This is a genomic window from Pseudomonas sp. H1_D05, from assembly GCF_054682705.1.
Genome location: NZ_CP162825.1, coordinates 2,064,871 through 2,088,877, shown reverse-complemented (window position 1 = coordinate 2,088,877; position 24,007 = coordinate 2,064,871). Strand labels below are relative to the sequence as shown.

The following is a 24,007-nucleotide window of genomic DNA, read 5'->3' as shown; positions in this document are numbered from 1 at the left end:
AATCAGTTTGTCTGATCTGGCGCCATCGCGAGCAGGCTCACTCCTACAGGGGGAACGCATTCCAATTGTAGGAGTGAGCCTGCTCGCGATAGCGCCCTTTAATTCAACGCAAAGCCCAGCTCAAAAATGGTGCCGCCAACATCACTGTTCACCCGCACCTGCCCACCATGCAACTGCATGATCGACTGCACGATCGCCAACCCCAGCCCACCCGAATCCCCCGGCTCCGCGCGCGAAGGATCGACGCGGTAGAAACGGTCGAACAGTTTGCCCAGATGCTCCGCCGCAATGGCCGGGCCATGGTTGTGCACTTGTAACCAGCACCAGCCCGACTCGTCACGCCGGCGCAGGCTGATCACGGTTTCGGAGTCAGCATGACGCACGGCATTGGCCAGCAAGTTGCCCAGCGCCCGTTGCAGCAACTGCTGATCGGCACGCAGTTCGCCATGCAGTTGATTGTCCAGCCGCAGGTCGCGGTCATCGGCCAAGGCTTCAAAGTAATCACACAGTTCAGCGCCCACGCCGTGCAGATCCAGCACTTGCAGGTTAAGCGCGCGCTCGGCCTGCTCGGCGCGGGCAAGGAACATCAGGTTTTCCGCCATGCGCTTGAGCCGTTCGAACTCTTCCATGTTCGAGGCGAGGACTTCCTGATACTCCTCGGTGCTGCGCGGATGATTCAGCGCCTGACCGTTGCTCGCCAACAAGGTGTGCAGCGGCGTACGTATCTCGTGGGCGAGATCGGCGGAAAACTGCGAGAGGCGCTGCACGCTGTCGTCCAGCCGCGCCAGCATGCCGTTGAGCGCCTGCACCGGCTCAAGCAGTTCTGCGGGCGTGCCGGTGGCGGGCAAGCGTTGGTCGAGGCTGCGCAGATCGATACCGCGTACCGCTTCGCTCAACTGCCGCAACGGTTGCAGACCCCGGCGCAGCAACAGCAAGCCCAAGGCAAAGGCCAGCAAAGCACCCAGTCCAACCGATAAGTACAGGCGCAAGCGATAGCTGCCGAGCATCTGTTCGCGCTCGCTAAGCACTTTGCCGGCGATCACGGTCAGCGGTTCGCCGTTCGGCCCCTGCGCTTCGCCGGACAACAGCGCGAGTTCGGCACCGTCCGGCGCTTGCCACGTCAACACATCACGGCGCTGCGGCGTTTGCTCGCGGGGGATCGCGCTCAGCGCGGGCAACTCGCGTTGCCGTGGATTGATCGCGATCACGCTCGATCCGTCGGCGCGGCGCACCAGCAACAGGCTGTCGAGATTACCGAGCATGTTCTGATACAGCCGTGGCCGCGCCTGCAAGGCATCGAGGCTGTCGCTGTCAGCGAGCAACGCGCGCACTTGCTCCAGTCGTCCGAGCAACGCGAGGTCGTCGCGGTAGGCGATTTCCGACGCCAGCGAACGGTAGAGGAACACACCAATCGCGCTCAGCACCAAAGCGCAGACCAATGCGAACGCCAGCGCCAGACGCCAGGCGATCGATCTAGAGCGCATCGTCGGGGGCTTCCAGTTGATAACCGACGCCGCGCACGGTGTGAATCAGTTTCGGCATGTACGGGTCATCGACTTTCGCACGCAAACGCCGCACCGCGACTTCGACCATGTTGGTGTCGCTATCAAAATTCAGGTTCCACACCTGCGAGGCAATCAGCGTGCGCGACAGCACTTCGCCCTGGCGACTGGCGAGCAATTGCAGCAGGGCGAATTCCTTGTTGGTCAGGGCAATGCGCTGGCCACCACGGCTGACGCGGCGGCGCAGGACGTCGATTTCCAGATCGGCGATGGTGTACGACTCGGCTTCGCGCATCGGCCCGCGCCGCAACAACGTGCGCACCCGCGCGAGCAGTTCGGCGAAGGCGAAGGGCTTGAGCAGGTAATCATCGGCGCCCAGCTCGAGGCCGCGCACGCGATCTTCAATGGCGTCCTTGGCGGTCAGGAACAGCACCGGCGTGGCGCCGCGCTGGCGGATCAGTTGCAACAATTGCCAACCGTTGAGGCCCGGCAGCATCACGTCGAGGATGATCAGGTCGTACTCCTGCTGCTCGATAAAATAGCGCCCATCGAGGCCATTGAGCGCCACGTCTACGGCAAAACCCGACTCGCCCAGGCCTTTGGCGAGGAAATTCGCGGTTTTGGCTTCATCTTCTACGACCAGCAAACGCATGGCACACCTCGATTGATCAGGCACACAGGCTAGGCGCCTTCGAAGGCGTTGCCCATTACAAACTTGTAATCAGACTGACGAGGTTCTGACGAAGACCGGCGATTAAGGTGACCACCTTCGCTTTTGGAGCCTGTTCATGACTTTCAAATACTTCGTTGCAAGCCTGATCATCGGCCTCAGTGGTGCCGCTGTCGCCAGCCCTGAACTGCCGCGTCACGCTGATCTCGACCTGAAAACTGCACGGCTGCTCGCCGACACGGCAATGGCCAACTGCACCGGCACGGTGTCGGTGCTCGATCGGGGCGGCAATCTTCTAGTGACCCTGCGCGGCGATGGCGTAGGCCCGCACAACACTGTTGCCAGCCAGCGCAAGGCTTACACCGCGCTGTCGACCAAGACCGCGACCCGGTTGTTCGCCGAACGCGCTCGCAGCAACCCGGAAACCGCCAACCTCAACACCCTCGACGAGTTGCTGTTGCTCGGCGGCGGCATCCCTTTGTTCGCTGCTAATGAGTTGGTCGGCGCGATGGGTGTAGCCGGTTCCGGCGGCGGCGAGCAAGACGAAAACTGTGCGATCAAGGCTGCCGGGAAAACCGGTCTGGCCACTACCCGTTCCCAATAAGGAGATGCATCCATGAGCACTTTGCGCATGACCTTCGCCGCGCTCGGCCTGAGCGCTTTTTCCAGTCTGGCTCTGGCTGCCGGCAATCCCCTGAGCGTGCACGTGCTCAATCTGGAAAACGGCCTGCCTTCGCCAGGTATCAACGTGACGCTGGAGAAACTCGTCGGCCAGAACTGGCAGCCACTGGCTCAAGGCACGACCAATGAACAGGGGCGAATTGCCGAGTTGTTCCCGGCCAGACAGCCTTTTGAAGCGGGTGAATACCGGGTGGTGTTCAAGACCGGCGAGTACTTCAAGAAGGTCAAGCACGACACGTTCTTCCCGGAGATTCCGGTGATTTTTGAAGTGAAGCAGACCGATCAGCATTACCACATCCCGCTGCTGCTCAGCCCGTACGGTTTCTCGACCTATCGCGGTTCCTGAATCAATACTGCCCCATGTGGGAGCGAGCTTGCTCGCGAAGGCGGTGTGTCAGTCAGCAATCATGTTGAATGTTAAATCGCATTCGCGAGCAAGCTCGCTCCCACAGGGGCTTGGGCGAATTGTCAGATCGTGGCGAGAGCGCGCAATCGCATGGCATCAAGGATTTCGATCTCTCCATACCCGAGTCCGATAATCCCCTGCCCCTGCAAATCCTTAAGGATCTGGTTGGTGGTCTGCCGCGACAGCGACAGCATCGATGCCAACTGCTCCTGCGGCAGTTGCAGAACGCGGCGTGGCGCATCGAGCTCGCCGTAGCCTTCGGCAATCATCAGCAAGCGATGGGCCAAGCGTGCCGGCGCTGGCAGCAGGCTCAGTTGTTCGAGATTGATAAAGGTCAGGCGCAGTTTATGGCTCATCAGCAGCGCCAGGTGCCGCCAGTACACCGGGTGTTCGTCGAGCAGTTTGAGCAACGTCGCCTGAGGGATATTGAGCAAGGTGCACGGCCCGACTGCATAGGCGTCATGAGTGCGCGGCTGGCCATCGAACAGGCAGATTTCGCCGAACCAGTGCGGCGCCTCGACCAGACTCAACAACGCCTCTTTGCCCTGCTCGCTCACCGCGCCTATACGCACGGCGCCATTGAGCACCGCGTATAAACCGCAAGGTGGATCACCGCGCTGGAACAGCCGCTGCCCTGCCGTCAACCGCCGCTCCCGGGCCGTAGCCAACAGACTATCCTGAAAGGACGCCGGCAGATGACTGAACCACTGGCCGCTCATCAACCGTGAACGTATTTGCATAAACACTCCTGGACTGTCGCCTGCCTGACAGAGCGAACCCTGATCCCGAGGGATGATGCGATCAACCCTACCGGAGGAACAACAATGAAAAGCCTCGTCGACCATCTCAGTCAATACGCCGCCTACCACCGTGACCCGCGCAACATCGCCAGCCACTTTATCGGCATTCCGCTGATAGTGGTGGCCGTGGCGGTGTTGTTGTCGCGGCCGGAATGGTCGCTGGGCGGGTTGTGGATATCTCCAGCGGTTATCGTGGCTTTGGCCTCGGCGTGGTTTTATCTGCGCCTGGAAATGAAGCTCGGGGTGTTGATGACGGTGCTGATGGGTCTGTCGGTCTGGGCCGGGCATGTATTGGCGCAGCAAAGCACGATGGTCTGGCTGAGCAGCGGGCTGGCGATGTTTGTCGTTGGCTGGGTGATCCAGTTTGTCGGGCATCACTATGAAGGGCGCAAACCGGCGTTTGTCGATGATGTGTCGGGGCTGATTGTCGGGCCGTTGTTTGTCGTGGCCGAGTTGGCGTTCATGCTCGGGATGCGGCGTGAATTGAAGGAGCAGATCGAGGCGCGGGCGGGGGTGGTGCGGGTTAATCCGAAGCGTGCTGCAATCTAGACTTTATGCCCGCTCGTTCCCACGCAGAGCGTGGGAACGATCAGTCTTAGAGGCTGGCGACTTTCTGCCAGACCTTCGGCTTGAAGAACAGGGTTTCACCCTTGGCCAAGCCGATCAGGCTGTCGTGGTCTTTCACCACTTCGGCTTCAATCAGATCAGTCTGCCCTTCTACCTTCAGCGTGACCCGCGTGGTCGCGCCCAACGGCCGGATATCACGCACCTCTGCCGCGTGGTGATCCTCCAGCTCATGCTTGGACAGCGACACCTCATGCGGGCGGAACAGCACGTGGTTGTCGTCGCTCAACAGCAAGCGGTTCGAGTCGCCGAGGAAGTGATAAACGAAATCGCTGGCCGGGTTTTCGTAGACGTCGCCCGGTGAGCCGATCTGCTCGATCACGCCTTTGTTCATCACCACGATACGGTCGGCCACTTCCATCGCTTCTTCCTGATCGTGGGTCACGAACACCGAGGTCAGGTTGATATCTTCGTGCAGACGCGCCAGCCAGCGGCGCAGTTCTTTACGCACCTTGGCATCCAGGGCCCCAAACGGTTCGTCGAGCAGCAGTACTTTCGGCTCGACCGCCAAGGCGCGTGCCAGAGCAATCCGCTGACGCTGACCGCCGGACAACTGCTCCGGATAACGATCCGACAACCAATCCAGCTGCACCATGTTCAGCAACTCATGAACCTTGACCGCAATCTGGCTTTCGCTCGGGCGCTGGTTTTTCGGTTTCATGCGCAGGCCGAACGCGACGTTGTCGAACACGGTCATGTGGCGGAACAACGCGTAGTGCTGGAACACGAAACCGACATTGCGATCACGCACGTCGTGGCCGGAGACGTCTTCACCGTGGAAAACAATGTTGCCGTTATCCGGGGTTTCCAGGCCGGCGATAATCCGCAGCAGCGTGGTCTTGCCGCAGCCCGAGGGGCCGAGCAGCGCGACCAGTTCGCCGCTGTGGATATCCAGGCTGATGTTGTCCAGCGCCTTGAACGCATTGAAATTCTTGCTGACGTTACGCACTTCGATCGACATGAATTATTCCTCCGCGGCGCTAGCGCGCAGGCGGTTGATACGGTTTTCGCTCCACTGCTTGGCCAGCAGGATGAAGAGCGCCAGGATCAGCAACAGGCTCGCCACGGCGAACGCGGCCACGTGGTTGTATTCGTTGTAGAGGATCTCGACGTGCAGCGGCAAGGTGTTGGTCACCCCGCGAATGTGCCCGGACACCACCGACACCGCACCGAATTCACCCATGGCTCGCGCGGTACACAGCACCACGCCATAGATCAGGCCCCACTTGATGTTCGGCACGGTGACATGCCAGAACATCTGCCAGCCGTTGGCGCCGAGCAGGCGCGCGGCCTCCTCTTCCTGCGTGCCTTGTTCCTGCATCAACGGAATCAGCTCGCGGGCCACGAAGGGCACGGTGACGAAGATCGTCGCCAGCACGATGCCCGGCAGGGCGAAGACGATCTGGATGTCGTGATCCTGCAGCCACGGCCCGAACAAGCCTTGTGCGCCGAACATCAGCACGTAGACCAGACCGGCGATCACCGGCGACACCGAGAACGGCAAATCAATCAGGGTCACCAGCATGCTCTTGCCGCGGAACGAGTATTTACTCACGCACCACGCGGCGCTGACGCCGAACACCAGGTTCAACGGCACCGAAATCAGCACGGCGAACACGGTGAGTTTCAATGCCGACAGAGCATCCGGTTCAAAGATCGCGGTGAAGAATGCACCGAGGCCATTCTTCAAACCCTGCGATACGACGATAAACAACGGCAGCAGCAGAAACAGGAAAAAAACCAGCCAGCCGAGGCCGATCAGGACCCTGCGCGAAGTGGCGCTGCCACGGCGTGCCGCATTGGCCGAAGAGGCGGCCGCAATAGAAGATTGGGACATGGTTCGCGCCTCCTTATGGGGTTTCGATGCGCCGCTGCAGCAAGTTGATCAGCAGCAACAGGACGAAGGAAACCACCAGCATCAAAACGCCGATGGCGGTAGCGCCGGTGTAATCGTATTGGTCGAGTTTGACCATGATCAGCAGCGGCAGGATCTCCGTTTTCATCGGCATGTTGCCGGCGATGAAAATCACCGAACCGTACTCGCCGACACCACGGGCGAAGGCCAGGGCAAAACCGGTCAGCCAGGCGGGCAACAATGCGGGAACGAGGATGTGGCGGAACACCTGCAAGGGTTTAGCACCTAGGCACGCGGCGGCTTCCTCGACTTCACGGGGAATGTCGGCCAGCACCGGCTGCACGGTACGCACCACAAACGGCAGAGTGACGAAGGTCAGCGCCAACGTGATACCCAGCGGGGTATAGGCAATCTTGAAACCGAGGTCAGCGGCGAATTGCCCGACCAGTCCTGCCGGCGCGTACAGCGCGGTCAACGCGATACCGGCCACGGCAGTCGGCAGGGCAAACGGCAGATCGATCATCGCGTCGATCACCTTGCGCCCCGGGAAGGTGTAGCGCACCAGCACCCAAGCGAGCAGCGTGCCAATGATGCCGTTGATGATCGCGGCACACAGCGCGGTGCCGAAGCTCAGCTTCAGGGCGGCCAGCACGCGCGGTGCGGAGATGATCGTCCAGAACTGATCCCAGGTGAGTTGCGCGGCGTGGACGAACATCGCCGCCAGCGGGATAAGCACAATCAGACTGAGGTACACCAAGGTGTAGCCCAGCGTCAGCCCGAAGCCGGGTATGACGGGGGAGATACGACGCGACATAAAAGTCCTTGGTTAAAAAGCGATCCGCTGAACGCACCCATGTGGGAGCGAGCTTGCTCGCGAAGAAGGAGTATCAGCCAACTCCACGTCGTCTGACACTGCGCTTTCGCGAGCAAGCTCGCTCCCACATTTTCTGCGCCTGGCTAAAGGCTTGATGTGTGGCTGAAGTCAGATTACTGCGCCTGATAAATCTGGTCGAACACGCCACCGTCGTTGAAGAATTTCGGCTGCGCGGTTTTCCAGCCGCCGAAGTCTTTGTCGATGGTCACCAGTTCCAGTTTCGGGAACTGCTGAGCGTACTTGGCAGCCACGTCCTTATCACGCGGACGGTAGAAGTTCTTCGCGGCAATTTCCTGACCGGCCGGGCTGTACAGGTGCTTCAGGTAGGCCTCGGCGATCTGCTCGTTGCCTTTTTTCTCGGCGTTCTTGTCGACCACGGCCACTGGCGGCTCGGCGAGGATCGACAGCGAAGGCACGACGATGTCGAACTTGTCGGCGCCGCCATCTTCTTTCAGTGCCAGGAACGCTTCGTTTTCCCAGGCCAGCAACACGTCACCCTGACCGTTGTTGACGAAGGTAATGGTCGAACCGCGTGCACCGGTGTCGAGAATCGGCACGTGCTTGAACAGGGTCTGCACATATTCTTTGGCTTTGGCTTCGTCACCGCCGTTGGCTTTCAGGCCGTAGGCCCATGCGGCGAGGAAGTTCCAGCGCGCACCGCCGGAGGTTTTCGGGTTCGGGGTGATCACCGAGACGTCGTTCTTGACCAGATCGCCCCAGTCCTTGATGCCTTTCGGGTTGCCCTTGCGCACCAGGAAGACGATGGTCGAGGTGTACGGCGTGCTCGCTTCCGGCAGCCGCTTCTGCCAGTCGGCGGGCAGGGTCTTGCCGAGTTTGGCGATTTCGTCGATGTCGCCGGCCAGCGCCAGGGTCACTACGTCGGCACGCAGACCGTCGATCACCGCACGGCCCTGCTTGCCCGAACCGCCGTGGGATTGCTGGATTTTCACGGTGTCGCCGGCGTGATCTTTCTGCCAGTACTTGATGAATTCAGCGTTGTAGTCCTGATACAGCTCGCGCGTCGGGTCATACGACACGTTGAGCAGTTCGTAATCCTTGGCAACCGCGGAACCGGCAAACACGGCACTGGCCAGAGCGGCCAAAGCGTAACGGCGAATCGACGACATGGTGAAAGCTCCTGGAATTCTGGGTGGTGGCTTTTTCTTATGTATTTCGGGAATCGTGTTGTCGGTTCAAAGATCGCAGCCTTCGACAGCTCCTACGCACAGCCCCCTGTAGGAGCTGCCGCAGGCTGCGATCTTTTAGCCCGGTTGTTTGCCCGGTTGCTGCAAACGGAATTTCTCTTTGCGTTCGATCTGCACGACCTGGGCGTTGTGCACAGTGATCTCCACCGCGCCGAAACGCAGATCGCGCAGAGCGCTCTGGATTTCACGCAAGATGGTGGTTTCGTCCTGACCGTCAACGCTGCGAAGGGATGCGCTCATGGTGCTGCTCCTTTGAATGGGATTTGCCTGGCAGTGGGCGGCACTGCGTTCGGCGTGGGAGCAATATAAGAGAGGCGCAGATATTCTTAAAAAGACTATTTAAGAATGTTTATATAACTGAAAAACTGATCGTTCCCACGCGCAGCAAAGGAATGCAGCCAGCGGCGCTCTGCGCCGCGATTTTGGGCCGACGCAGAGCGCCCCTTTGCTGAGCGCAGGAACAAGTTTGCCCCTGTCTTAGCTAACCACCGGAGTTCTCGCCCAATCAATCTCCTGCGCCGGAGCCGGTCGCCCAAACCAGTAGCCCTGCCCCAGATCACATTCCTGCTCAAGCAGAAACGCCGCCTGCTCAACCTGCTCGATGCCCTCGGCATGCACCTGCATGCCCATGCTTCGGGCCAGCGCGATGATCACCCGGACAATCGCCACGTCATCCTCATCCCACGGCAACCCGGCAACGAAACCCTGATCGATCTTCAGCTTCTGCACCGGCAAGCGCTTGAGCCGCAGCAGTGACGAGTAACCCGTGCCGAAATCATCGATGGCCAGGCGAATACCCAATTCGCGCAAACGGTGCATCTGCTCCAGCGCCACTTCCGGATCATCCATCACTGCACTTTCAGTGACTTCCAGCTCCAGATATGCCGGATCCAGTCCGGTGTCGTGCAGCACCTGCGCCACCTGCTGGTACAACTCGCGCCGGGCAAACAGGCGCGACGAGACATTCACTGCGACAAACGACAACACCACTCCGGCCTGCTGCCATTGGCACATTTGCCGACACGCCTGCTGCATGACCCAGGCGTCGATTTCAGCGATCAAACCGGTGCGTTCGGCAATCGGGATGAACTCCGCAGGCGAGACCAGACCGCGTTGCGGATGCTGCCAGCGCACCAACGCTTCAACGCCAATCAAGCGACTGGTTTTCAAGTCATGCACCGGTTGGTAATAAACTCGCAGTTCCTGTTGCTCCAGCGCCCGGCGCAGCTCGAATGCGATCTCCACACGTTGCTGGGCGTGGGCGGTGAGTTCTTCGGTATACAAGGCATAACCGTTGCGGCCGCTGCTCTTGGCCTTGAACAGCGCCGCATCGGCATTGCGCAACAGTTGCTCGGCGCTTAGCGCGTCGCTGGGGAACAGGCTGATGCCGAGGCTGGCGTTGATGAACAACTGATTGCCATCAATGCTGAACGGCTCCTTCAGCGCATCGAGAATCCGTTGCGCCAGCGCCGCTGCCTGCACCGGCTGTGGACAACTCTCTGCCAACACCGCGAACTCGTCGCCGCCCAGGCGCGCCAGGGTGATACCGGGTCCAAACAGTTCTTGCAGGCGCGCCGCGACTGCCTTGAGCAAGCGATCGCCGACGTTATGGCCAAGGCTGTCGTTGATCATTTTGAAATGATCGAGATCGAGCATCAGTAACGCGCAGCCGCGCTTGTGGATCTGCGCCGAAGCCAGCGCCTGTTCGGCGCGGTCGCTGAACAGCAGGCGATTGGGCAGATCGGTCAGCGGATCGTGGTGCGCCAGGTGTTTGAGTTCATGCTCGGAATCCTTGATGGCGCTGATATCGGAAAACACCGCAACGTAATGGCTGAGCCGGCCCTGATCATCGTGAATGACCCGGATGGTTTGCCACTGTGGATAAATCTCGCCGCTTTTACGCCGGTTCCAGATCTCGCCACTCCACTCGCCCTGCGACTCCAGGGTGGCGAACATCGCTTGGTAGAAACCCGGCGGATGATGGCCGGACTTGAACAGGCTCGGCTGCTGCCCGAGGACTTCTTCACGCTGATAACCGGTGATCTCGATAAACGCCCGATTGACGTGCACGATCAGCCCTTGGTGGTTGGTGACCAACACCCCTTCGCGGGTGCAATCGAAAACGGCCGCCGCTTGACGCAGGCGTTCGCGATCAGCTTGGCGCTCGCGCAACCGCGCACCGATGCCGAGAAACTCGCACAAGCGCGCCCGCGCCAGAAAGATCAGCCCGGCGCTGAGCGCCGCAAACACGTAACCGTTGATCAGTTGCCATCGGGCAAGATCGACGGAGTTATCGAAGAAATTGTTTAATAAATGATCAGTTCCCTGCAGCCAGACAACCGCAAGTACGAGATAGAGCAGCGCTGCACGCAAAGCATCGCGGTAAGTGGCACGCATTCGGCTGTCCATGTCCCTACAAAAAGGTTGGAATTATAGGTCAAGAAACATCCAGCGACTCTTATCTGAAAGGGCGACTGGTTTTATCTGTGTGCTTGGTGATAATGCAACGGCTGTTTTTATCTTTATCGAGGGCCCTATAGCCTATGTGGTACGAAGGTTTTCTTGGCTTGTCGGCCTGGTCTCTGGTCGCAGTCACCCTGCTGATGACCCACGTGACAATTGTCGCCGTCACGGTCTATCTGCACCGCTACTCGGCCCATCGCTCGTTGGAGCTGAATGCCGGCCTGAAGCACTTTTTCCGTTTCTGGCTGTGGCTGACCACGGCGCAGAACACCCGCGAGTGGACCGCCATCCACCGTAAGCATCACGCCAAGTGCGAAACCGAAGATGACCCGCACAGTCCGGTCATCAAAGGCCTTTCCACCGTGCTGCGCACCGGCGCCGAGCTGTATCGTGCCGAAGCGCAGAACCCGGAAACCCTGCGCATCTACGGCAAGAACTGCCCCGAAGACTGGATCGAACGCAACGTCTACAGCCGCTACCCGCTGTTGGGCGTGGCGATCATGGGCGTTATCGACCTGCTACTGTTCGGCACCATCGGCATCACCATCTGGGCGATCCAGATGATGTGGATCCCGGTGTGGGCCGCTGGCGTGATCAATGGCCTGGGCCATGCGGTCGGCTATCGCAACTTCGAATGCCGCGATGCGGCGACCAATCTGGTGCCTTGGGGCATCCTGATCGGCGGCGAAGAACTGCACAACAACCATCACACCTACCCTAATTCGGCCAAGCTGTCGGTGAAAAAGTGGGAGTTCGACCTCGGCTGGGCATGGATCAAAGTCTTCTGTTTCCTGCGTCTGGCCAAGGTCCAGCGTGTCGCGCCAATTGCCCACCGTGTCGAAGGCAAGGGCAATCTGGACATGGACACCGCGATGGCCATCCTCAACAACCGCTTCCAGATCATGGCCCAGTACCGAAAGCTGGTAATCGGCCCGCTGGTCAAGCAAGAGCTGGCCAAGGTCGATCATTCGGTGCGTCATCAGTTCCACCGCGCCAAACGTCTGCTGTCGCGGGAAACCAGCCTGCTGGAAGATCGTCATCACTTGCGTATCCAGACCATGCTCGAGCACAGCCAGGCACTGAAGGTAATTTACGAAAAACGCCTGGCCCTGCAGCAGATCTGGGTCAAGACCAGTGCAAATGGCCACGACATGCTCGCGGCCATCAAAGAGTGGATTCACGAGGCAGAAGCCAGCGGCATCCAGTCCCTGCGCGAATTTGCTGATCAGTTGAAAACCTACTCGTTGCGTCCTGCCGCGGTCTGAGACCGTTGATCGGTGCACCCGGCTCCCGGATGCACCCTTCGGAACTTCGCCAAAAATCGCCTATCTCAAAGACACTTCGCCATCCCGGCGGGCTGTACTGTGGCCGTTGTCGAATTGCGGCACGTCCTTTGAGATCTGTGCCGATGGTCAACAACAATCAAAAAGACTCATCCTTCCCGCAGTGGCCCGAAGCCGCGCAAACCCTCATGGCGTTGATGCACGCCCAAGGTGAAGTCGCTCGACTGAGCGAACGCGAGCAGCTGTTCAGCTCCTTGCTGGTCAGCGTCAACGCCGTGCTCTGGGCCTTCAACTGGGAAACCCGGCAGGTGCTGTACGTCAGCCCCGCCTATGAAAGGATTTTCGGCCGTTCCGCCGGCCTGCTGCTCGCCGACTACAACCAGTGGCGCGACAGCATCTACCCCGACGATCTCGACTACGCCGAACGCAGCCTCGCCGAAGTCCTGCACAAAGGCGCGGTGGAAGATCGCGAATACCGGATCATCGCCGCCGACGGCCAGGTGCGCTGGCTCAGCGACAAATGCTTCATCAACCGTCAGGACGAACCCGGTCAGCCGGTGATCATCGTCGGCATCGCCGAAGACATTACTGACAAGAAGCAGATGGAAACCGAGCTGCACCGTTTGGCGACTACCGATGTGCTGACGCAAAGCAGCAATCGCCGGCACTTCTTCGAGTGCGCCAATCGCGAGTTCGAAGTAGCGCGGGTGCAGGGCGCGCAAATGGCCTTTCTGCTGCTGGATATCGATGACTTCAAAATGATCAACGACACCTACGGTCATCCCGAAGGCGACAACGTGTTGCAGCGGATTGCCGAGTGCGGGCGCGGGTCATTACGTCGAGGAGATCTGTTCGGGCGGATTGGCGGCGAAGAGTTTGCAGCGGTATTTCCCGGTTGTGCGCCGGACATGGCCATGCAAGTGGCGGAACGGCTGCAGCAGGAGATTCAACGGTTGAGTTTCAGCCATGATGGCCAGACGTTCGGTATCACCGTCAGCCAGGGGTTGACCAGTCTGACCGAGACCGACGACAGCCTCGACAGCCTGTTCGCCCGCGCGGATGCGGCGATGTATGAGGCCAAGCGACAGGGCAAGAACCGCATCATTTCTGCCTGACCCGTATCTCAGCTACACAGAGATCCATTGTAGGAGTGAGCCTGCTCGCGATAGCGGAGTGTCAAACGAATCGTTGGTGTCTGACACTCAGCATCGCGAGCAGGCTCACTCCTACAGGGGTTTGCGTAAGTCAGGTTATTTGCGCATCCGCATCAATTCCGGCAAGCCAATCTTCAGCAACCGCGCCGTGCGACTCTTCGCCAGTTCCTCAACGCCTTCATGCTCGGTCAGATGCGCCATCTGCGCTGCCATGTTCATCACCAACGCCTCACGGGAATACACCCCGCCGCCGAGTTGGTAGACCGACGCAATCAGCTCCCGCAATTCCAGCGGCAGGCGCCATCGGGTACGCAACGCCGAACCATAAGCCGCACCAAACTCGGCCAGCGCGTCGCCCACCTCCTCCCACTCATCCAGCTCTCCGCCGGCCTGCTTCCACTCCTGCAGACAACGCAACAACGCCAGATCACCCAGGCGATGCAGCATGCCCGCGCAGTAACAGCGTTCCTGATCGAGATCGAGCAGCCGCGCGAGGGTGCGCGCATATTCAGCGGTGTGCAGCGACAACCCCCAGTAACGTTCGGCATAGTCCGCCAAACATGGATCGCTGAGCCTGGCGCTGCGCTTGAGCGCCAGCCCCAGAATCAGGTTCATGCTCTGCCCGGTGCCCAGCCGATGCAGGGCCTGCGCCAGTGTCTGCACCGGCGCGCCATGGTGCTGCGCCGCGCTGTTGGCCGCAGCGATCAGCACCGCCGTGATTTGTGGATCGGTCTTGATCTCATCTTCCAACAGCTTCAGATCGAGGCCATTGGGATTGAGGCTGCGCTTCACCGCCACCTGCACATCGGTCATCAACGGCGCACCGTCAGCCTGCTCACGACGTCGCTCGAGAAACACCGACAAGGTCATGCCCGGCGCCAATGCCGGTACTTCACAGAAAACCTCTTCACCGGCATTCAGCAGCAAGCCCTGCAAACGCTCGGTCAGGCTTTCCATGTTCAGTGGTTTGGTCAGATAGGCCGTTGGTGCCAACGGAAGCGCTTCGCGCACACTCGCGCTGTCGTTGCGGCTGCTCATCAGGATGAACGGCAGCGGCGGATTGCGTTTGCGCTGGCGCACGCTGCGCAGCACGCTCAAACCATCGATGCCGGGCAACTCCCAATCAACGATCGCCAGGTCATACGGCACTTCACTGAGCAATGACAGGGCTTGCTGCCCGTCGGCGCACAAGTCTATCCGCGCATCGCAACGCACGTTCAGGAGCACTTGTTTGAGCAGGTCCCGGGACCACGGATCGGCCTCGGCAATCAGCACTCGGGGTACGGCGGGTAAATCAACGGCAGTCATGCGCGCTCTCCCTTGCAATGCCTGAACCTTAGCCAATGCTGGCCATTCGATACAGCGCTAAAGCAATTGATATGTTCACGGGGCGAAAAAAAACCCGCCGAAGCGGGTTTTTTTGTCTATCCGATCACACTGTGCGCGGCTTACAGCTCCGAGAAGCACTCTTCGATGATCGCCAGACCTTTGTCCAGTTGCTCGTCCGGCGAGGTCAGCGGTACGAGGACGCGCAGAACGTTGCCGTAGGTGCCGCAGGACAGCAGGATCAGGCCCTTGTCGCGCGCCTTGGCCACAACGGACGCTACAGCGGCGGCGTTCGGCTTGTGGCTGTCGCCGTTTTCGAACAGCTCGACCGCGATCATCGCGCCCAAGGCACGGACTTCGCCGATCACCGGATACTTGGCCTGGATAGCTTTCAGGCCAGTAACCAGACGCTCGCCGACAGCCTTGCAGCGGTCCAGCAGTTGCTCTTCTTCGAACACTTCCATCACCGCCAGCGCAGCGGCGCAAGCGATCGGGCTACCGGCGTAAGTGCCGCCCAGGCCACCCGGGGCGATGGCGTCCATGTATTCGGCCTTGCCGCACACACCGGCCAGCGGGAAGCCGCCTGCGATGGATTTGGCGAAGGTGGTCAGGTCGGCAGCAACGCCCATCTGCTCCATAGCGAAGAAGGTGCCGGTACGGCCAGCGCCAGTCTGTACTTCGTCAGCGATCAGCAGGATGCCGTGCTGGTCGCACAGGGCACGCAGACGCTTCATGAACTCTTTCGGCGCAACGTAGAAACCACCTTCACCCTGCACAGGTTCGATGATGATCGCGGCGATGTCTTTCGGCTCAGCATCGTTCTTGAAGATACGCTCGATGGAAGCGATCGAATCATCGATGCTCACGCCGTGCAGTTCGTTCGGGTACAGCGCGCGGAAGATGCCGCCTGGCATCAGGCCCATGCCGGCCGAGTACGGCACGACTTTACCGGTCAGGCCCAAGGTCATCATGGTGCGACCGTGGTAAGCGCCGGTGAAGGCGATCACGCCAGCGCGGCCAGTGGCGGCACGGGCGATTTTCACGGCGTTTTCAACGGCTTCGGAACCGGTGGTGACCAGCAGGGTTTTCTTGGCGAAATCACCTGGCACCTTGGCGTTGATTTTCTCGCACAGCTCAACGTACGGCTCGTAAGCCAGTACCTGGAAGCAAGTGTGAGTCAGCTTGTTCAGCTGTTCGGTCACGGCGGCGATGATTTTCGGGTGCACGTGGCCGGTGTTCAGTACCGCGATACCGCCGGCGAAGTCGATGAATTCACGACCTTCAACGTCAGTCACGGTGGCGTTCTTCGCCGATTCAGCGAAGATCGGGTGAATCTGGCCGACACCACGTGGAACAGCTGCGGTACGACGGGCCATCAGTTCAGCGTTAGTCTTGCTCATTACAGTCCTCATTCGCCGCTCATCGGGCGGCGTGGTTCAAGGATTAGCGGGAGAAATCGACGGTGGCAGCATGCGATGATCGACTGCCACGGCGTTCCTGGCCGCAGAGAAAATTCCGGTTTGAAACGACGCAAAGGGACAGCGCTCTCGTGCCCTTTGCGTTTGCAGCGGTCTCTTACAGGGCTTAGATGCCCAGGCAGAGGTATTTGATTTCCAGGTAATCTTCGATGCCGTACTTGGAGCCTTCACGGCCCAGGCCCGAGGCCTTGATGCCGCCGAACGGCGCGACTTCGTTGGAGATCAGCCCGGTGTTGACGCCAACCATGCCGTATTCCAGCGCTTCCGCGACGCGGAACACACGACCGAGGTCGCGAGCGTAGAAGTAGGAGGCCAGGCCGAACTCGGTGTCGTTGGACATCGCGATCACTTCGGCTTCATCTTTGAAGCGGAACAGCGGCGCCAGTGGACCGAAGGTTTCTTCCTTGGCCACAGCGGCGTTTTTCGGCACGTTGGTGAGGATGGTCGGCTCGAAGAAGTTACCTTCCATCGCCTTGCCGCCAGCCAGCACGGTGGCGCCTTTGGCTACGGCGTCAGCAATGTGTTCTTGCACCTTGGCCACGGCTTTTTCGTCAATCAGCGGACCCGTGGTGGTGCCGTCTTCCAGACCATTGCCGATCTTCAGTTTCGCCACCGCCACTTTCAGCTTCTCGGCGAACGCGTCGTAGACCGAATCCTGAATGTACAGACGGTTGGCGCAGACGCAGGTCTGGCCGTTGTTGCGGTACTTGGAAATGATCGCGCCTTCGACGGCCTTATCCAGGTCCGCGTCGTCGAACACGATGAACGGCGCGTTGCCGCCCAGTTCCAGCGAGACTTTCTTGATGTCCTTGGCGCATTCCGACATCAGCTGACGACCGATTTCGGTCGAACCGGTGAAGGACAATTTACGCACGATCGGGTTGCTGGTCAGCTCGCTGCCGATGTCGCCAGCGCTGCCGGAGACCACGCTGAACACGCCCGCAGGAATACCCGCGCGCTGGGCCAGTTCGGCCAACGCGAAAGCGGAAAACGGAGTTTGCGAAGCAGGCTTGAGCACCATGGTGCAACCGGCAGCCAGTGCTGGACCGGCCTTACGGGTGATCATCGCCGCCGGGAAGTTCCACGGGGTGATCGCGGCGGTCACGCCGATTGGCTGCTTGATCACGATCAGGCGTTTGTCTGGCTGGTGGCCCGGAATCACGTCACCGTAGATGCGCTTGGCTTCTTCGGCGAACCACTCGATGAACGAAGCGGCGTAAACGATTTCGCCCTTGGCTTCGGCCAGCGGCTTGCCCTGTTCGAGGGTCATCAGGCGTGCGAGGTCGTCCTGGTTCTCGATCATCAGTTCGAACCAGCGACGCAGCTTGCCGGCACGCTCTTTGGCGGTCAGGGCACGCCAGGCCGGCAGCGCCTTGTCGGCGGCTTCGATGGCACGGCGGGTTTCGGCAGCGCCCATTTTTGGCACGGTACCGAGGATTTCGCCGGTGGCCGGGTTGTTGACCTTGATCGTCTGACCGTTGTCCGCATCGACCCAAGCGCCATCAATGAAGGCTTGCTGGCGGAACAACAGGGTGTCTTTAAGCTGCATGTCGGCTTTCCTTAACAGCACCGCGGCCTGCGCGGAGCAAATTATGATTGTAGAAAGGCGCCTCGCAAGGCTGCCGTCAGGGAAATCAGTGACCGGGTGTGGCGCATCGACAGTGCACGATTCGAAACACCGGCGCTTCTACGCCCGGTCAACGAGCGTTTGAAATCTCAAACGGATCGTAGGATCAAAGGGGTTAAAGGACAATAGGTCGTTCGAAAAAAAGAACAAAAACGCCGCGTTTGTGGAATTTTTCAGATCAACGAGCCAAAAGTCCCCGCCGCAGGAAAACCTTAGATCAACCCTGCCAAAGCGCCAAGCGAGGGTTTTGCAGGACGTTACAGCTTTATGGAATGCAGCGCTTTCTGCCGACACGCGCACTGACAATACCCGCTCAAACCCAGCATGGACGCCCCGAGCCGACCTAGGTATGATGTCGCCCGCTGCACCAGTAGCTCAGCTGGATAGAGTACTGCCCTCCGAAGGCAGGGGTCGTGGGTTCGAATCCCGCCTGGTGCACCATTGATTCAAACGAGAAAGCCCCGGACTGTGATGGTCCGGGGCTTTTTTGTGGGTGACGCAAATGGACCGGAACGACGTTACTCCGTCGTCCAGTCGAACTCGTCGTAATCATCGTCATCCTCTTCCTCCTCAACCTCTTCAAAAACGTCGTCTTCATCAACGACATCCTCTTCCGGTTGATTCAGCAGAAATTCCTTACGCGTCTCGGTAATCGCTCGCCGCATCTCTTCGCCCTTCTCCGGGCAGTTGAGCAGTTGGGCGATGCGGTCAATTTTTGCTGCCACGTTGTCCTCCAGCGCATCGGCAATGCCCCGATAGTGCGCGTTTTTGCGGGGCAATGCCAAATGGCTGAGGGGTCAGGCGGTCATTTTTTCTGCAGCTGTTGGAGTCGGGCGTCGAGATCGGCGTTCGGGTAGCGTTTGTGCAGGTTGTTGAACAGGCTGTCGGCGGCTTGCGATTGGCCGGATTCGCGTAGGCGCAGGACTTCGCGCAGTTGTGCGTCGAGGCCGTTGGCCGGGGCGGTGGCGCGTTTGCTGAATTTGGCTTCATCGGCGCTGATGGCTTGATCTTGCATCGGCGCGGCCATTTCCATCATCGGCGCAGGTGCCGGCATGGCGCCGGCCGGAGCGGACAATCGGTGCAGTTGCGCTGAATCCGTGTCGGTCATCGGTACGGCAAGTTTGGGGGCTGGGGCGTAGTCGTAATGACGCAGCGGCTCAGGAGCGCGCTGTACCAGTGACAACATCAATGCCACGCCGACGAGGCTGGCGAATGCAACCTGCCAGCGGGGTTTACGGCAAGCGTCGAGCCAGCGTTGCCACAGGCTTGGCTTCATCGCAGGGGTTTGACGCTGCGCAGCGTTGAGGATGAACGCATCAAGGTGCGCTGGCGGTTCAGCGTTGTGCTGTTCGCGAACATGTTTAATCACCGAATCTTCCGGTGTCTGGCGGGCGTCAGTCATGTCAGTACCTCCTCGGCCAGCAGCCGACGCAGTTTTTGCTGGGCATAGCGCAAGCGGCTTTTGACGGTTTCCAGCGGTGTTTCGGTGAGGCTGGCGATTTGTGCCAGGTCGAGGTCGCCGTGGGCGCGCAGCAAGAACACCTCGCGCTGGTCGGCAGGCAGGGTTTGCAGGGCGCTTTCCAGGCGCTGGCTGTCGCGACTGAGGCTGAGCAGCTGTTCGGGATCATTTGCCTCATCGCTGACCGCATGATTTTGCTCGTCGTAGCTGTCGAGCAACGGTTGCCGGGCGCCGTGTTTGCGCCAGTGGTCGATCAGGCGATTACGGGCAATCTGGAACAACCACGTCCGAAATGTCGCCCGGCCTTGTGGCTGACTGCTACTGCGGATCAGGCTCAACCAGGTTTCCTGAAACACCTCATCGGCCAGTTCCGGTTTGCCGCTCAAACCGAGCAGAAACCGGTACAGGCCTTGGCGATGGCGCGCGTACAAGATCTCGAACGCGGCTCCGTCGCCCTCGCGATAACGCGCCAGCAGCGATTCATCGCTGCTGGTGGTTGAGCTGTCTGCCGAGGCAAACAGCTGACTGATGAAGCCTTTCAGACGACTCACTTATTCGATCCGTTGTTCAGTGGCCAACGCGTTCGATGCGGTTGAGCTGCGCAAGCTCTGCGCCAGTTCGACCAGTTGCACGAACTCGTTGCGCAGACCGAAGCGATCATCGCCGCGAGCGCCACGGGCCAATGCCTCGGTGTCCTTCAAGCTGAAGTCGCCGGTATAACGGCCGTCTTTGAGCTGCTGGGAGAACGCGGCCACGGCGGCGGCAAAACGCAGATCCTCGCTGGCAGTTGCAACCTGATTGGCGATGGGCCGTTCGATCAGCAGACTTTTCCCACCTTCGGCACGCTGATAACGCACACGCAGCATTGCTAATTCTCCGCTCTTTGCCGAAACAACAGCGTCGGATTTGCCGTAACGCAGCGGCTCCAGCCAGCCCTGCTCGCCCGCCGGAACAATTTCGTACAACGCGGTCACCGTGTGTCCTGCGCCGATTTCGCCGGCATCGACTTTGTCATTGCTGAAATCCTCACGCTTCAACGCACGGTTCTCGTAGCCGAGCAGGCGATATTCGCTGACCTGCGCCGGGTTGAATTCCACCTGCAATTTGACGTTTTGCGCCACCACGGCGAGGGTCGAGCTCAACTGATCCACCAATACTTTGCGTGCCTCGCGCAGATTGTCGATGTAGGCGTAGTTACCGTCGCCTGCGTCGGCCAGTTGTTCCATCAAGTGCTCATTGTAGTTATCCACACCGAAACCCAGGGTCGTCAGCGAAATCCCGGTTCTGCGTTTATCCACAGCCATTTGTTTGAGGCTGTCGAAGTCGCTGACGCCGACATTGAAGTCACCATCAGTGGCCAGGAGGATGCGGTTGATGCCTTTGGGGATGAAGGCCTGCTGCGCCATTTGGTAGGCCAGTTCGATACCCGAGGCGCCAGCGGTCGAGCCACCGGCGGTCAATTGCACGATGGCTGTACGAATTTTCGCTTTCTCGCGTCCGGAGGTCGGCTCCAGTACCACTCTCGATTCGCCGGCATACACCACTAACGAAACGCGATCCTGATCGCGTAACTGATCGACCAGCAATTTCAGCGTGCTTTTGACCATCGGCAGGCCTTCGCGGCGATCCATCGAGCCGGACACGTCGACCAGAAATACCAGATTGGCCGGGGCCAGTTCCGCCACGGCGCGGTCGGAGGCCTTGATGCCGATGCGCAGCAAGCGCGTGTGCGGGTTCCACGGTGAAGCGGCCAGTTCGGTGGTCACGCCGAAGGGCGAGCCATCACTGGGCAGCGCGTAGTCGTAGGGGAAGTAATTGACCATTTCCTCCAGCCTCACCGCGCCTTCCGGCGGCAGTCGGCCCTGATTGAGCAAGCGGCGGACGTTGGCATAAGCGCCCGTATCGACGTCTGCGCTGAAAGTCGAAACCGGTGCCTCGGCGACGCTGTGGATCGGGTTATCGGCCAACGTCTGATACTGCTCGCGCTGCTCGTCGCGATAGCTCTGTGGATAACTTTCACTCAACGGCATCGGCGCGCTGCCCGCATTGGGCATCCTGTACAGCGCGCGTTTGGCCATTGAGCTGTCAGCCATCACGGCTTCCTGATGAACCAGCACCTCAGGCTGCGCCGGCGCTGGCACAGCAGCAGAATCGGGTGTGGACGAAGCACCGCAACCGGCGAGCGCCAGCAGCACACCAACCGCAACAGGACGCAAAAGAGAATGAGACATGGGGGCTGACCTCGGGATGAATTTGATCATTCATCTCCTGAGACGGGCAGCCCTTTCAGTTCGGGTTAAACGCCGCTAAAAATATTTTCAGCGGTGATAACGGCGCACCGCACTGCTGTTGCGCAGCACATGGCCTTTGATTTTTTCCATCAGCTCGGCGCGGGTCAGACCGGCCGGCAAGGCGTCCGGGGCCAGATCCAGCGCGTAGATCTGGATGATGTAGTGGTGCGCACTGTCGCCAACTGGCGGGCACGGTCCCATGTAATGGGTGTTGCCCTTGCTGTTGGTGCCGCCGAGACCTTCGAGCGCGGATTTGGCACCGACGCCCGCTGCAATCTGGTGCGTGGTGGCTTTGATGCCGTAATGAATCCAGTGATCGACGCCCAGGCCTTTCTGGCCATCCGGGTCGTGCATGACAATCGCGTAGCTCTGGGTGCCGACAGGTCCAGCGTTCCAGCTCAGCGCTGGCGACTGGTTCTTGCCGCCGCAACCGGGTGCATCGCTGGCCGCGGCCGAGGTAAACAGGCGGTTATCGGAAACACCCGGGATGTTCAGGGTGAAACGCTCCTGGGCCTGCGCCGGAAACTGCACGCAAAGGGTGACGGCGAGAGCCGCCAGCCATGGGTTGAGAGAGGTCAATCGGGTCATTCCGGGAGCACCTTGTGCAGTTGGGCCGTCGTCGGCTTGCAAACTATAGCTGTACCGTTCGCGCCGTGGCAGTAGCAAATGGCTGAACCTCGCACTACCGCGCAAACTCACAAGAGAAATGCCCGTGAGGAAGCCGATCATGCCAGTGCACCGTGTCGCCCGTATCGCCGATGTCCCAGAAGACCGTGGCCTGCAAGTTGAAATCGGCGCGTGCAAGATCGTGCTGCTGCGCGCCGGTGGGCAATTACGTGCCTATCAGGGCGAATGCCCACATGCCGGCGCACCGCTGGCTGACGGTGCGTTGTGTCACGGACGGCTGATTTGCCCTTGGCACAAGGCTGCGTTTCGCGCCGAGGATGGTGCGTTGTGCGAGCCCCCGGCGCTCGACAGCCTCAAGCGCTATCCGCTGGAGCTGCGTGGCGACGAGGTTTGGGTCGATGATCAGCCGTTGCCCGACCCGCATACGCCGCCGGCGGACGATTCGCGCACTTTCGTGATTGTCGGTGCCGGCGCGGCAGGTACAGCGTGCGCGGCGGCGTTGCGGGAAAAGGGTTTCGGTGGCCGGATCGTGATGATCGATCACGAGCCGGGGGCGGGTTACGACCGTACGGTGCTGAGCAAATTTGTCCTTGCCGGGGAGATGCCCCCGCAAGAAATACCGCCGCTGCGTGAGGATGATTTCTATAAAGACCAGCGCATTGAACGCCAACAAGGCGAAATTAGCGCAATCGACGCTCCGAACAAAACCCTGCACCTTATCGACGGCCAGACGCTGAGTTATGACGCGGCGGTGCTCGCCACTGGCGGCGAGCCCAATCCGCTGGATTTACCCGGCGCAGATCTTCCGCAGGTATTCGTGCTGCGCTCAAAAGCTCAGGCAGAACGGATCATGCACGCTGCCAGAGAGGAGCAACGTGCGGTAATCATCGGCGACAGCTTCATCGCCCTCGAATGTGCGTCGGCCCTGCGCCAGTATGGTCTCGATGTCACGGTGCTGGCTCGCCACGCGATTCCCTTCGCTGCGCAATTCGGTGAAGCCGTGGGCAAAGCGATTCGCGCGCTGCACGAACAGAACGGGGTGAAGTTCATCACCGAACACGCAGCCACCGAGATCATCGGCGAAGGCAAAGTCGAGGCCGTATTGCTGGACAATGGCCTGCGTCTTTCGGCGGATCTGGTGCTGGCCGGGGTCGGCGTGCACCCGGCCACCGAGGCCTTCGCGTCACTGCCGAGGGAAAAAGATCAGTCACTGCGCGTCGATGACGGCATGCGCGTTACGGACGGCCTGTGGGCGATCGGCGACATCGCCACCTTCCCGCTGAACGGCCAGTTGCAGCGTATCGAACACTGGCGCCTGGCCCAGCAACACGCACGCATCGCCGCGGCCAATATGCTCGGTGGCGAAGAACATTACCTCGACGTGCCGTTTTTCTGGACCTGGCACTTCGGCAAGAATTACGACTACCTCGGCCACGCCGAACACTGGGATGAAGTGGAGTTTCTCGGCGAACCCGAAAATCCGCCCTTTATCGGTCTGTTCGGCAGAAACGGTGTGCTGGTCGCTGCAGTCGCCTGCGAAAAAGAACGTGCAATGGCGCTGTTGGCCGAACGGATGAAGCAACCGCTGGCAATGGAAGAGGCCTGGACATTGATCCGCGATTACGCTTGATCGTTCCCACGCTCTGCGTGGGAATGCAGCCCGTGACGCTCCGCGTCACTGG

General features: G+C 60.0%; 23 protein-coding genes and 1 tRNA gene. 7 read left to right on the top strand and 17 right to left on the bottom strand.

From position 1 onward, the window contains the following. Positions 1–98: 98 nt before the first annotated feature. Together AB4O11_RS09500 and AB4O11_RS09495 are read right to left on the bottom strand one after the other, a co-directional pair. Positions 99–1,484, bottom strand: coding sequence for a heavy metal sensor histidine kinase (locus AB4O11_RS09500; RefSeq protein ID WP_460130508.1), 1,386 nt, complete (start codon positions 1,482–1,484; stop codon positions 99–101). After that, positions 1,474–2,154: a heavy metal response regulator transcription factor gene (locus AB4O11_RS09495; protein ID WP_016987597.1), complete on the bottom strand. Its 681-nt coding sequence runs from the start codon at positions 2,152–2,154 to the stop codon at positions 1,474–1,476. Before AB4O11_RS09495 ends, AB4O11_RS09500 begins: the two co-directional genes overlap by 11 nt. A 136-nt stretch (positions 2,155–2,290) precedes the next feature. Here AB4O11_RS09495 and AB4O11_RS09490 point away from each other — a divergent pair, with 136 nt between their 5' ends. Beyond that, positions 2,291–2,776 (top strand): GlcG/HbpS family heme-binding protein, encoded by a 486-nt coding sequence (locus AB4O11_RS09490; protein ID WP_460130507.1) that lies wholly within the window; start codon positions 2,291–2,293, stop codon positions 2,774–2,776. Positions 2,777–2,788: 12 nt separating this feature from the next. Next, positions 2,789–3,199 (top strand): hydroxyisourate hydrolase, encoded by a 411-nt coding sequence (gene uraH / locus AB4O11_RS09485; RefSeq protein WP_460130506.1) that lies wholly within the window; start codon positions 2,789–2,791, stop codon positions 3,197–3,199. Positions 3,200–3,321: 122 nt separating this feature from the next. Here the strand turns inward: uraH and AB4O11_RS09480 are convergent, their stop codons facing one another. Then, on the bottom strand, positions 3,322–3,999 hold the full coding sequence (locus AB4O11_RS09480) for a Crp/Fnr family transcriptional regulator (RefSeq protein ID WP_460130505.1): 678 nt from the start codon (positions 3,997–3,999) through the stop codon (positions 3,322–3,324). An 84-nt stretch (positions 4,000–4,083) separates the two neighbouring features. Between AB4O11_RS09480 and AB4O11_RS09475 the strand changes: the two genes are divergently transcribed. Further along, a complete protein-coding gene (locus tag AB4O11_RS09475) occupies positions 4,084–4,608 on the top strand; it encodes an Mpo1 family 2-hydroxy fatty acid dioxygenase (RefSeq protein ID WP_460130504.1) in 525 nt (174 codons plus the stop codon). Positions 4,609–4,654: 46 nt separating this feature from the next. On the opposite strand, the gene AB4O11_RS09470 is transcribed toward AB4O11_RS09475, so the two are convergent. The 6 genes from AB4O11_RS09470 to dibA all read right to left on the bottom strand — a co-directional run bounded on the left by AB4O11_RS09470 (position 4,655) and on the right by dibA (position 11,014). Beyond that, a complete protein-coding gene (locus AB4O11_RS09470; RefSeq protein WP_016987602.1) occupies positions 4,655–5,644 on the bottom strand; it encodes a sulfate/molybdate ABC transporter ATP-binding protein in 990 nt (329 codons plus the stop codon). A 3-nt stretch (positions 5,645–5,647) separates the two neighbouring features. Next, on the bottom strand, positions 5,648–6,520 hold the full coding sequence (cysW, locus tag AB4O11_RS09465) for a sulfate ABC transporter permease subunit CysW (protein ID WP_034151824.1): 873 nt from the start codon (positions 6,518–6,520) through the stop codon (positions 5,648–5,650). Positions 6,521–6,533: 13 nt separating this feature from the next. Continuing rightward, on the bottom strand, positions 6,534–7,352 hold the full coding sequence (gene cysT / locus AB4O11_RS09460) for a sulfate ABC transporter permease subunit CysT (protein WP_038367238.1): 819 nt from the start codon (positions 7,350–7,352) through the stop codon (positions 6,534–6,536). Between the two features lie 173 nt (positions 7,353–7,525). Continuing rightward, a complete protein-coding gene (locus AB4O11_RS09455; protein ID WP_460089449.1) occupies positions 7,526–8,539 on the bottom strand; it encodes a sulfate ABC transporter substrate-binding protein in 1,014 nt (337 codons plus the stop codon). A gap of 135 nt (positions 8,540–8,674) precedes the next feature. After that, positions 8,675–8,857, bottom strand: coding sequence for a sulfur starvation response protein OscA (oscA, locus tag AB4O11_RS09450; protein WP_034151822.1), 183 nt, complete (start codon positions 8,855–8,857; stop codon positions 8,675–8,677). A 237-nt stretch (positions 8,858–9,094) separates the two neighbouring features. Continuing rightward, entirely contained in the window at positions 9,095–11,014 is a 1,920-nt protein-coding gene (dibA, locus tag AB4O11_RS09445; RefSeq protein ID WP_460130503.1) for a phosphodiesterase DibA, read from the bottom strand. A 146-nt stretch (positions 11,015–11,160) separates the two neighbouring features. Between dibA and desA the strand changes: the two genes are divergently transcribed. Beyond that, positions 11,161–12,345 (top strand): delta-9 fatty acid desaturase DesA, encoded by a 1,185-nt coding sequence (gene desA, locus AB4O11_RS09440; protein ID WP_034151820.1) that lies wholly within the window; start codon positions 11,161–11,163, stop codon positions 12,343–12,345. 143 nt (positions 12,346–12,488) lie between these two features. After that, a complete protein-coding gene (locus AB4O11_RS09435) occupies positions 12,489–13,478 on the top strand; it encodes a GGDEF domain-containing protein (RefSeq protein WP_093440388.1) in 990 nt (329 codons plus the stop codon). Positions 13,479–13,613: 135 nt separating this feature from the next. Here AB4O11_RS09435 and AB4O11_RS09430 read toward each other — a convergent pair whose 3' ends face one another. The 3 genes from AB4O11_RS09430 to gabD form a co-directional block, all read right to left on the bottom strand. Beyond that, positions 13,614–14,825 carry a response regulator gene (locus AB4O11_RS09430; protein WP_093440384.1) on the bottom strand — a complete coding sequence of 404 codons (1,212 nt, stop codon included), beginning with the start codon at positions 14,823–14,825 and terminating at the stop codon, positions 13,614–13,616. A gap of 140 nt (positions 14,826–14,965) precedes the next feature. After that, a complete protein-coding gene (gene gabT / locus AB4O11_RS09425) occupies positions 14,966–16,243 on the bottom strand; it encodes a 4-aminobutyrate--2-oxoglutarate transaminase (RefSeq protein ID WP_007917687.1) in 1,278 nt (425 codons plus the stop codon). Between the two features lie 184 nt (positions 16,244–16,427). After that, positions 16,428–17,870, bottom strand: a complete 1,443-nt coding sequence (gene gabD, locus AB4O11_RS09420; protein WP_007917688.1) for an NADP-dependent succinate-semialdehyde dehydrogenase — start codon at positions 17,868–17,870, stop codon at positions 16,428–16,430. A gap of 442 nt (positions 17,871–18,312) precedes the next feature. On the opposite strand from gabD, the gene AB4O11_RS09415 reads away from it, so the two are divergent. Next, positions 18,313–18,389 (top strand) — tRNA-Arg (locus AB4O11_RS09415). Between the two features lie 77 nt (positions 18,390–18,466). Here the strand turns inward: AB4O11_RS09415 and AB4O11_RS09410 are convergent. From AB4O11_RS09410 to AB4O11_RS09390, 5 genes are all read right to left on the bottom strand, one after another. Beyond that, positions 18,467–18,733: a hypothetical protein gene (locus tag AB4O11_RS09410; RefSeq protein WP_460130502.1), complete on the bottom strand. Its 267-nt coding sequence runs from the start codon at positions 18,731–18,733 to the stop codon at positions 18,467–18,469. 20 nt (positions 18,734–18,753) lie between these two features. Then, complete coding sequence (locus tag AB4O11_RS09405; protein ID WP_460130501.1) at positions 18,754–19,350, bottom strand: hypothetical protein; 597 nt, start codon at positions 19,348–19,350, stop codon at positions 18,754–18,756. Beyond that, a complete protein-coding gene (locus tag AB4O11_RS09400) occupies positions 19,347–19,928 on the bottom strand; it encodes an RNA polymerase sigma factor (protein WP_460131067.1) in 582 nt (193 codons plus the stop codon). Before AB4O11_RS09400 ends, AB4O11_RS09405 begins: the two co-directional genes overlap by 4 nt. Positions 19,929–19,958: 30 nt before the next feature. Next, a complete protein-coding gene (locus AB4O11_RS09395; protein ID WP_460130500.1) occupies positions 19,959–21,638 on the bottom strand; it encodes a vWA domain-containing protein in 1,680 nt (559 codons plus the stop codon). 87 nt (positions 21,639–21,725) lie between these two features. Beyond that, entirely contained in the window at positions 21,726–22,286 is a 561-nt protein-coding gene (locus tag AB4O11_RS09390; RefSeq protein ID WP_093440364.1) for a YbhB/YbcL family Raf kinase inhibitor-like protein, read from the bottom strand. A 139-nt stretch (positions 22,287–22,425) separates the two neighbouring features. Here AB4O11_RS09390 and AB4O11_RS09385 point away from each other — a divergent pair, with 139 nt between their 5' ends. Beyond that, on the top strand, positions 22,426–23,955 hold the full coding sequence (locus tag AB4O11_RS09385) for an FAD-dependent oxidoreductase (protein ID WP_099757679.1): 1,530 nt from the start codon (positions 22,426–22,428) through the stop codon (positions 23,953–23,955). Positions 23,956–24,007 lie beyond the last annotated feature (52 nt).

Bases quoted from the DNA above. Each gene is read 5' to 3' on its own strand.
- gabD (WP_007917688.1), bottom strand. From the start codon at position 17,870: ATGCAGCTTAAAGACACCCTGTTGTTCCGCCAGCAAGCCTTCATTGAT.
- AB4O11_RS09480 (WP_460130505.1), bottom strand. From the start codon at position 3,999: ATGCAAATACGTTCACGGTTGATGAGCGGCCAGTGGTTCAGTCATCTG.
- dibA (WP_460130503.1), bottom strand. From the start codon at position 11,014: ATGCGTGCCACTTACCGCGATGCTTTGCGTGCAGCGCTGCTCTATCTC.
- AB4O11_RS09430 (WP_093440384.1), bottom strand. From the start codon at position 14,825: ATGACTGCCGTTGATTTACCCGCCGTACCCCGAGTGCTGATTGCCGAG.
- AB4O11_RS09395 (WP_460130500.1), bottom strand. From the start codon at position 21,638: ATGTCTCATTCTCTTTTGCGTCCTGTTGCGGTTGGTGTGCTGCTGGCG.
- AB4O11_RS09435 (WP_093440388.1), top strand. From the start codon at position 12,489: ATGGTCAACAACAATCAAAAAGACTCATCCTTCCCGCAGTGGCCCGAA.
- oscA (WP_034151822.1), bottom strand. From the start codon at position 8,857: ATGAGCGCATCCCTTCGCAGCGTTGACGGTCAGGACGAAACCACCATC.
- AB4O11_RS09475 (WP_460130504.1), top strand. From the start codon at position 4,084: ATGAAAAGCCTCGTCGACCATCTCAGTCAATACGCCGCCTACCACCGT.
- cysT (WP_038367238.1), bottom strand. From the start codon at position 7,352: ATGTCGCGTCGTATCTCCCCCGTCATACCCGGCTTCGGGCTGACGCTG.
- gabT (WP_007917687.1), bottom strand. From the start codon at position 16,243: ATGAGCAAGACTAACGCTGAACTGATGGCCCGTCGTACCGCAGCTGTT.
- cysW (WP_034151824.1), bottom strand. From the start codon at position 6,520: ATGTCCCAATCTTCTATTGCGGCCGCCTCTTCGGCCAATGCGGCACGC.
- AB4O11_RS09405 (WP_460130501.1), bottom strand. From the start codon at position 19,350: ATGACTGACGCCCGCCAGACACCGGAAGATTCGGTGATTAAACATGTT.
- AB4O11_RS09495 (WP_016987597.1), bottom strand. From the start codon at position 2,154: ATGCGTTTGCTGGTCGTAGAAGATGAAGCCAAAACCGCGAATTTCCTC.
- AB4O11_RS09385 (WP_099757679.1), top strand. From the start codon at position 22,426: ATGCCAGTGCACCGTGTCGCCCGTATCGCCGATGTCCCAGAAGACCGT.
- AB4O11_RS09470 (WP_016987602.1), bottom strand. From the start codon at position 5,644: ATGTCGATCGAAGTGCGTAACGTCAGCAAGAATTTCAATGCGTTCAAG.
- AB4O11_RS09490 (WP_460130507.1), top strand. From the start codon at position 2,291: ATGACTTTCAAATACTTCGTTGCAAGCCTGATCATCGGCCTCAGTGGT.
- AB4O11_RS09390 (WP_093440364.1), bottom strand. From the start codon at position 22,286: ATGACCCGATTGACCTCTCTCAACCCATGGCTGGCGGCTCTCGCCGTC.
- uraH (WP_460130506.1), top strand. From the start codon at position 2,789: ATGAGCACTTTGCGCATGACCTTCGCCGCGCTCGGCCTGAGCGCTTTT.
- desA (WP_034151820.1), top strand. From the start codon at position 11,161: ATGTGGTACGAAGGTTTTCTTGGCTTGTCGGCCTGGTCTCTGGTCGCA.
- AB4O11_RS09500 (WP_460130508.1), bottom strand. From the start codon at position 1,484: ATGCGCTCTAGATCGATCGCCTGGCGTCTGGCGCTGGCGTTCGCATTG.
- AB4O11_RS09455 (WP_460089449.1), bottom strand. From the start codon at position 8,539: ATGTCGTCGATTCGCCGTTACGCTTTGGCCGCTCTGGCCAGTGCCGTG.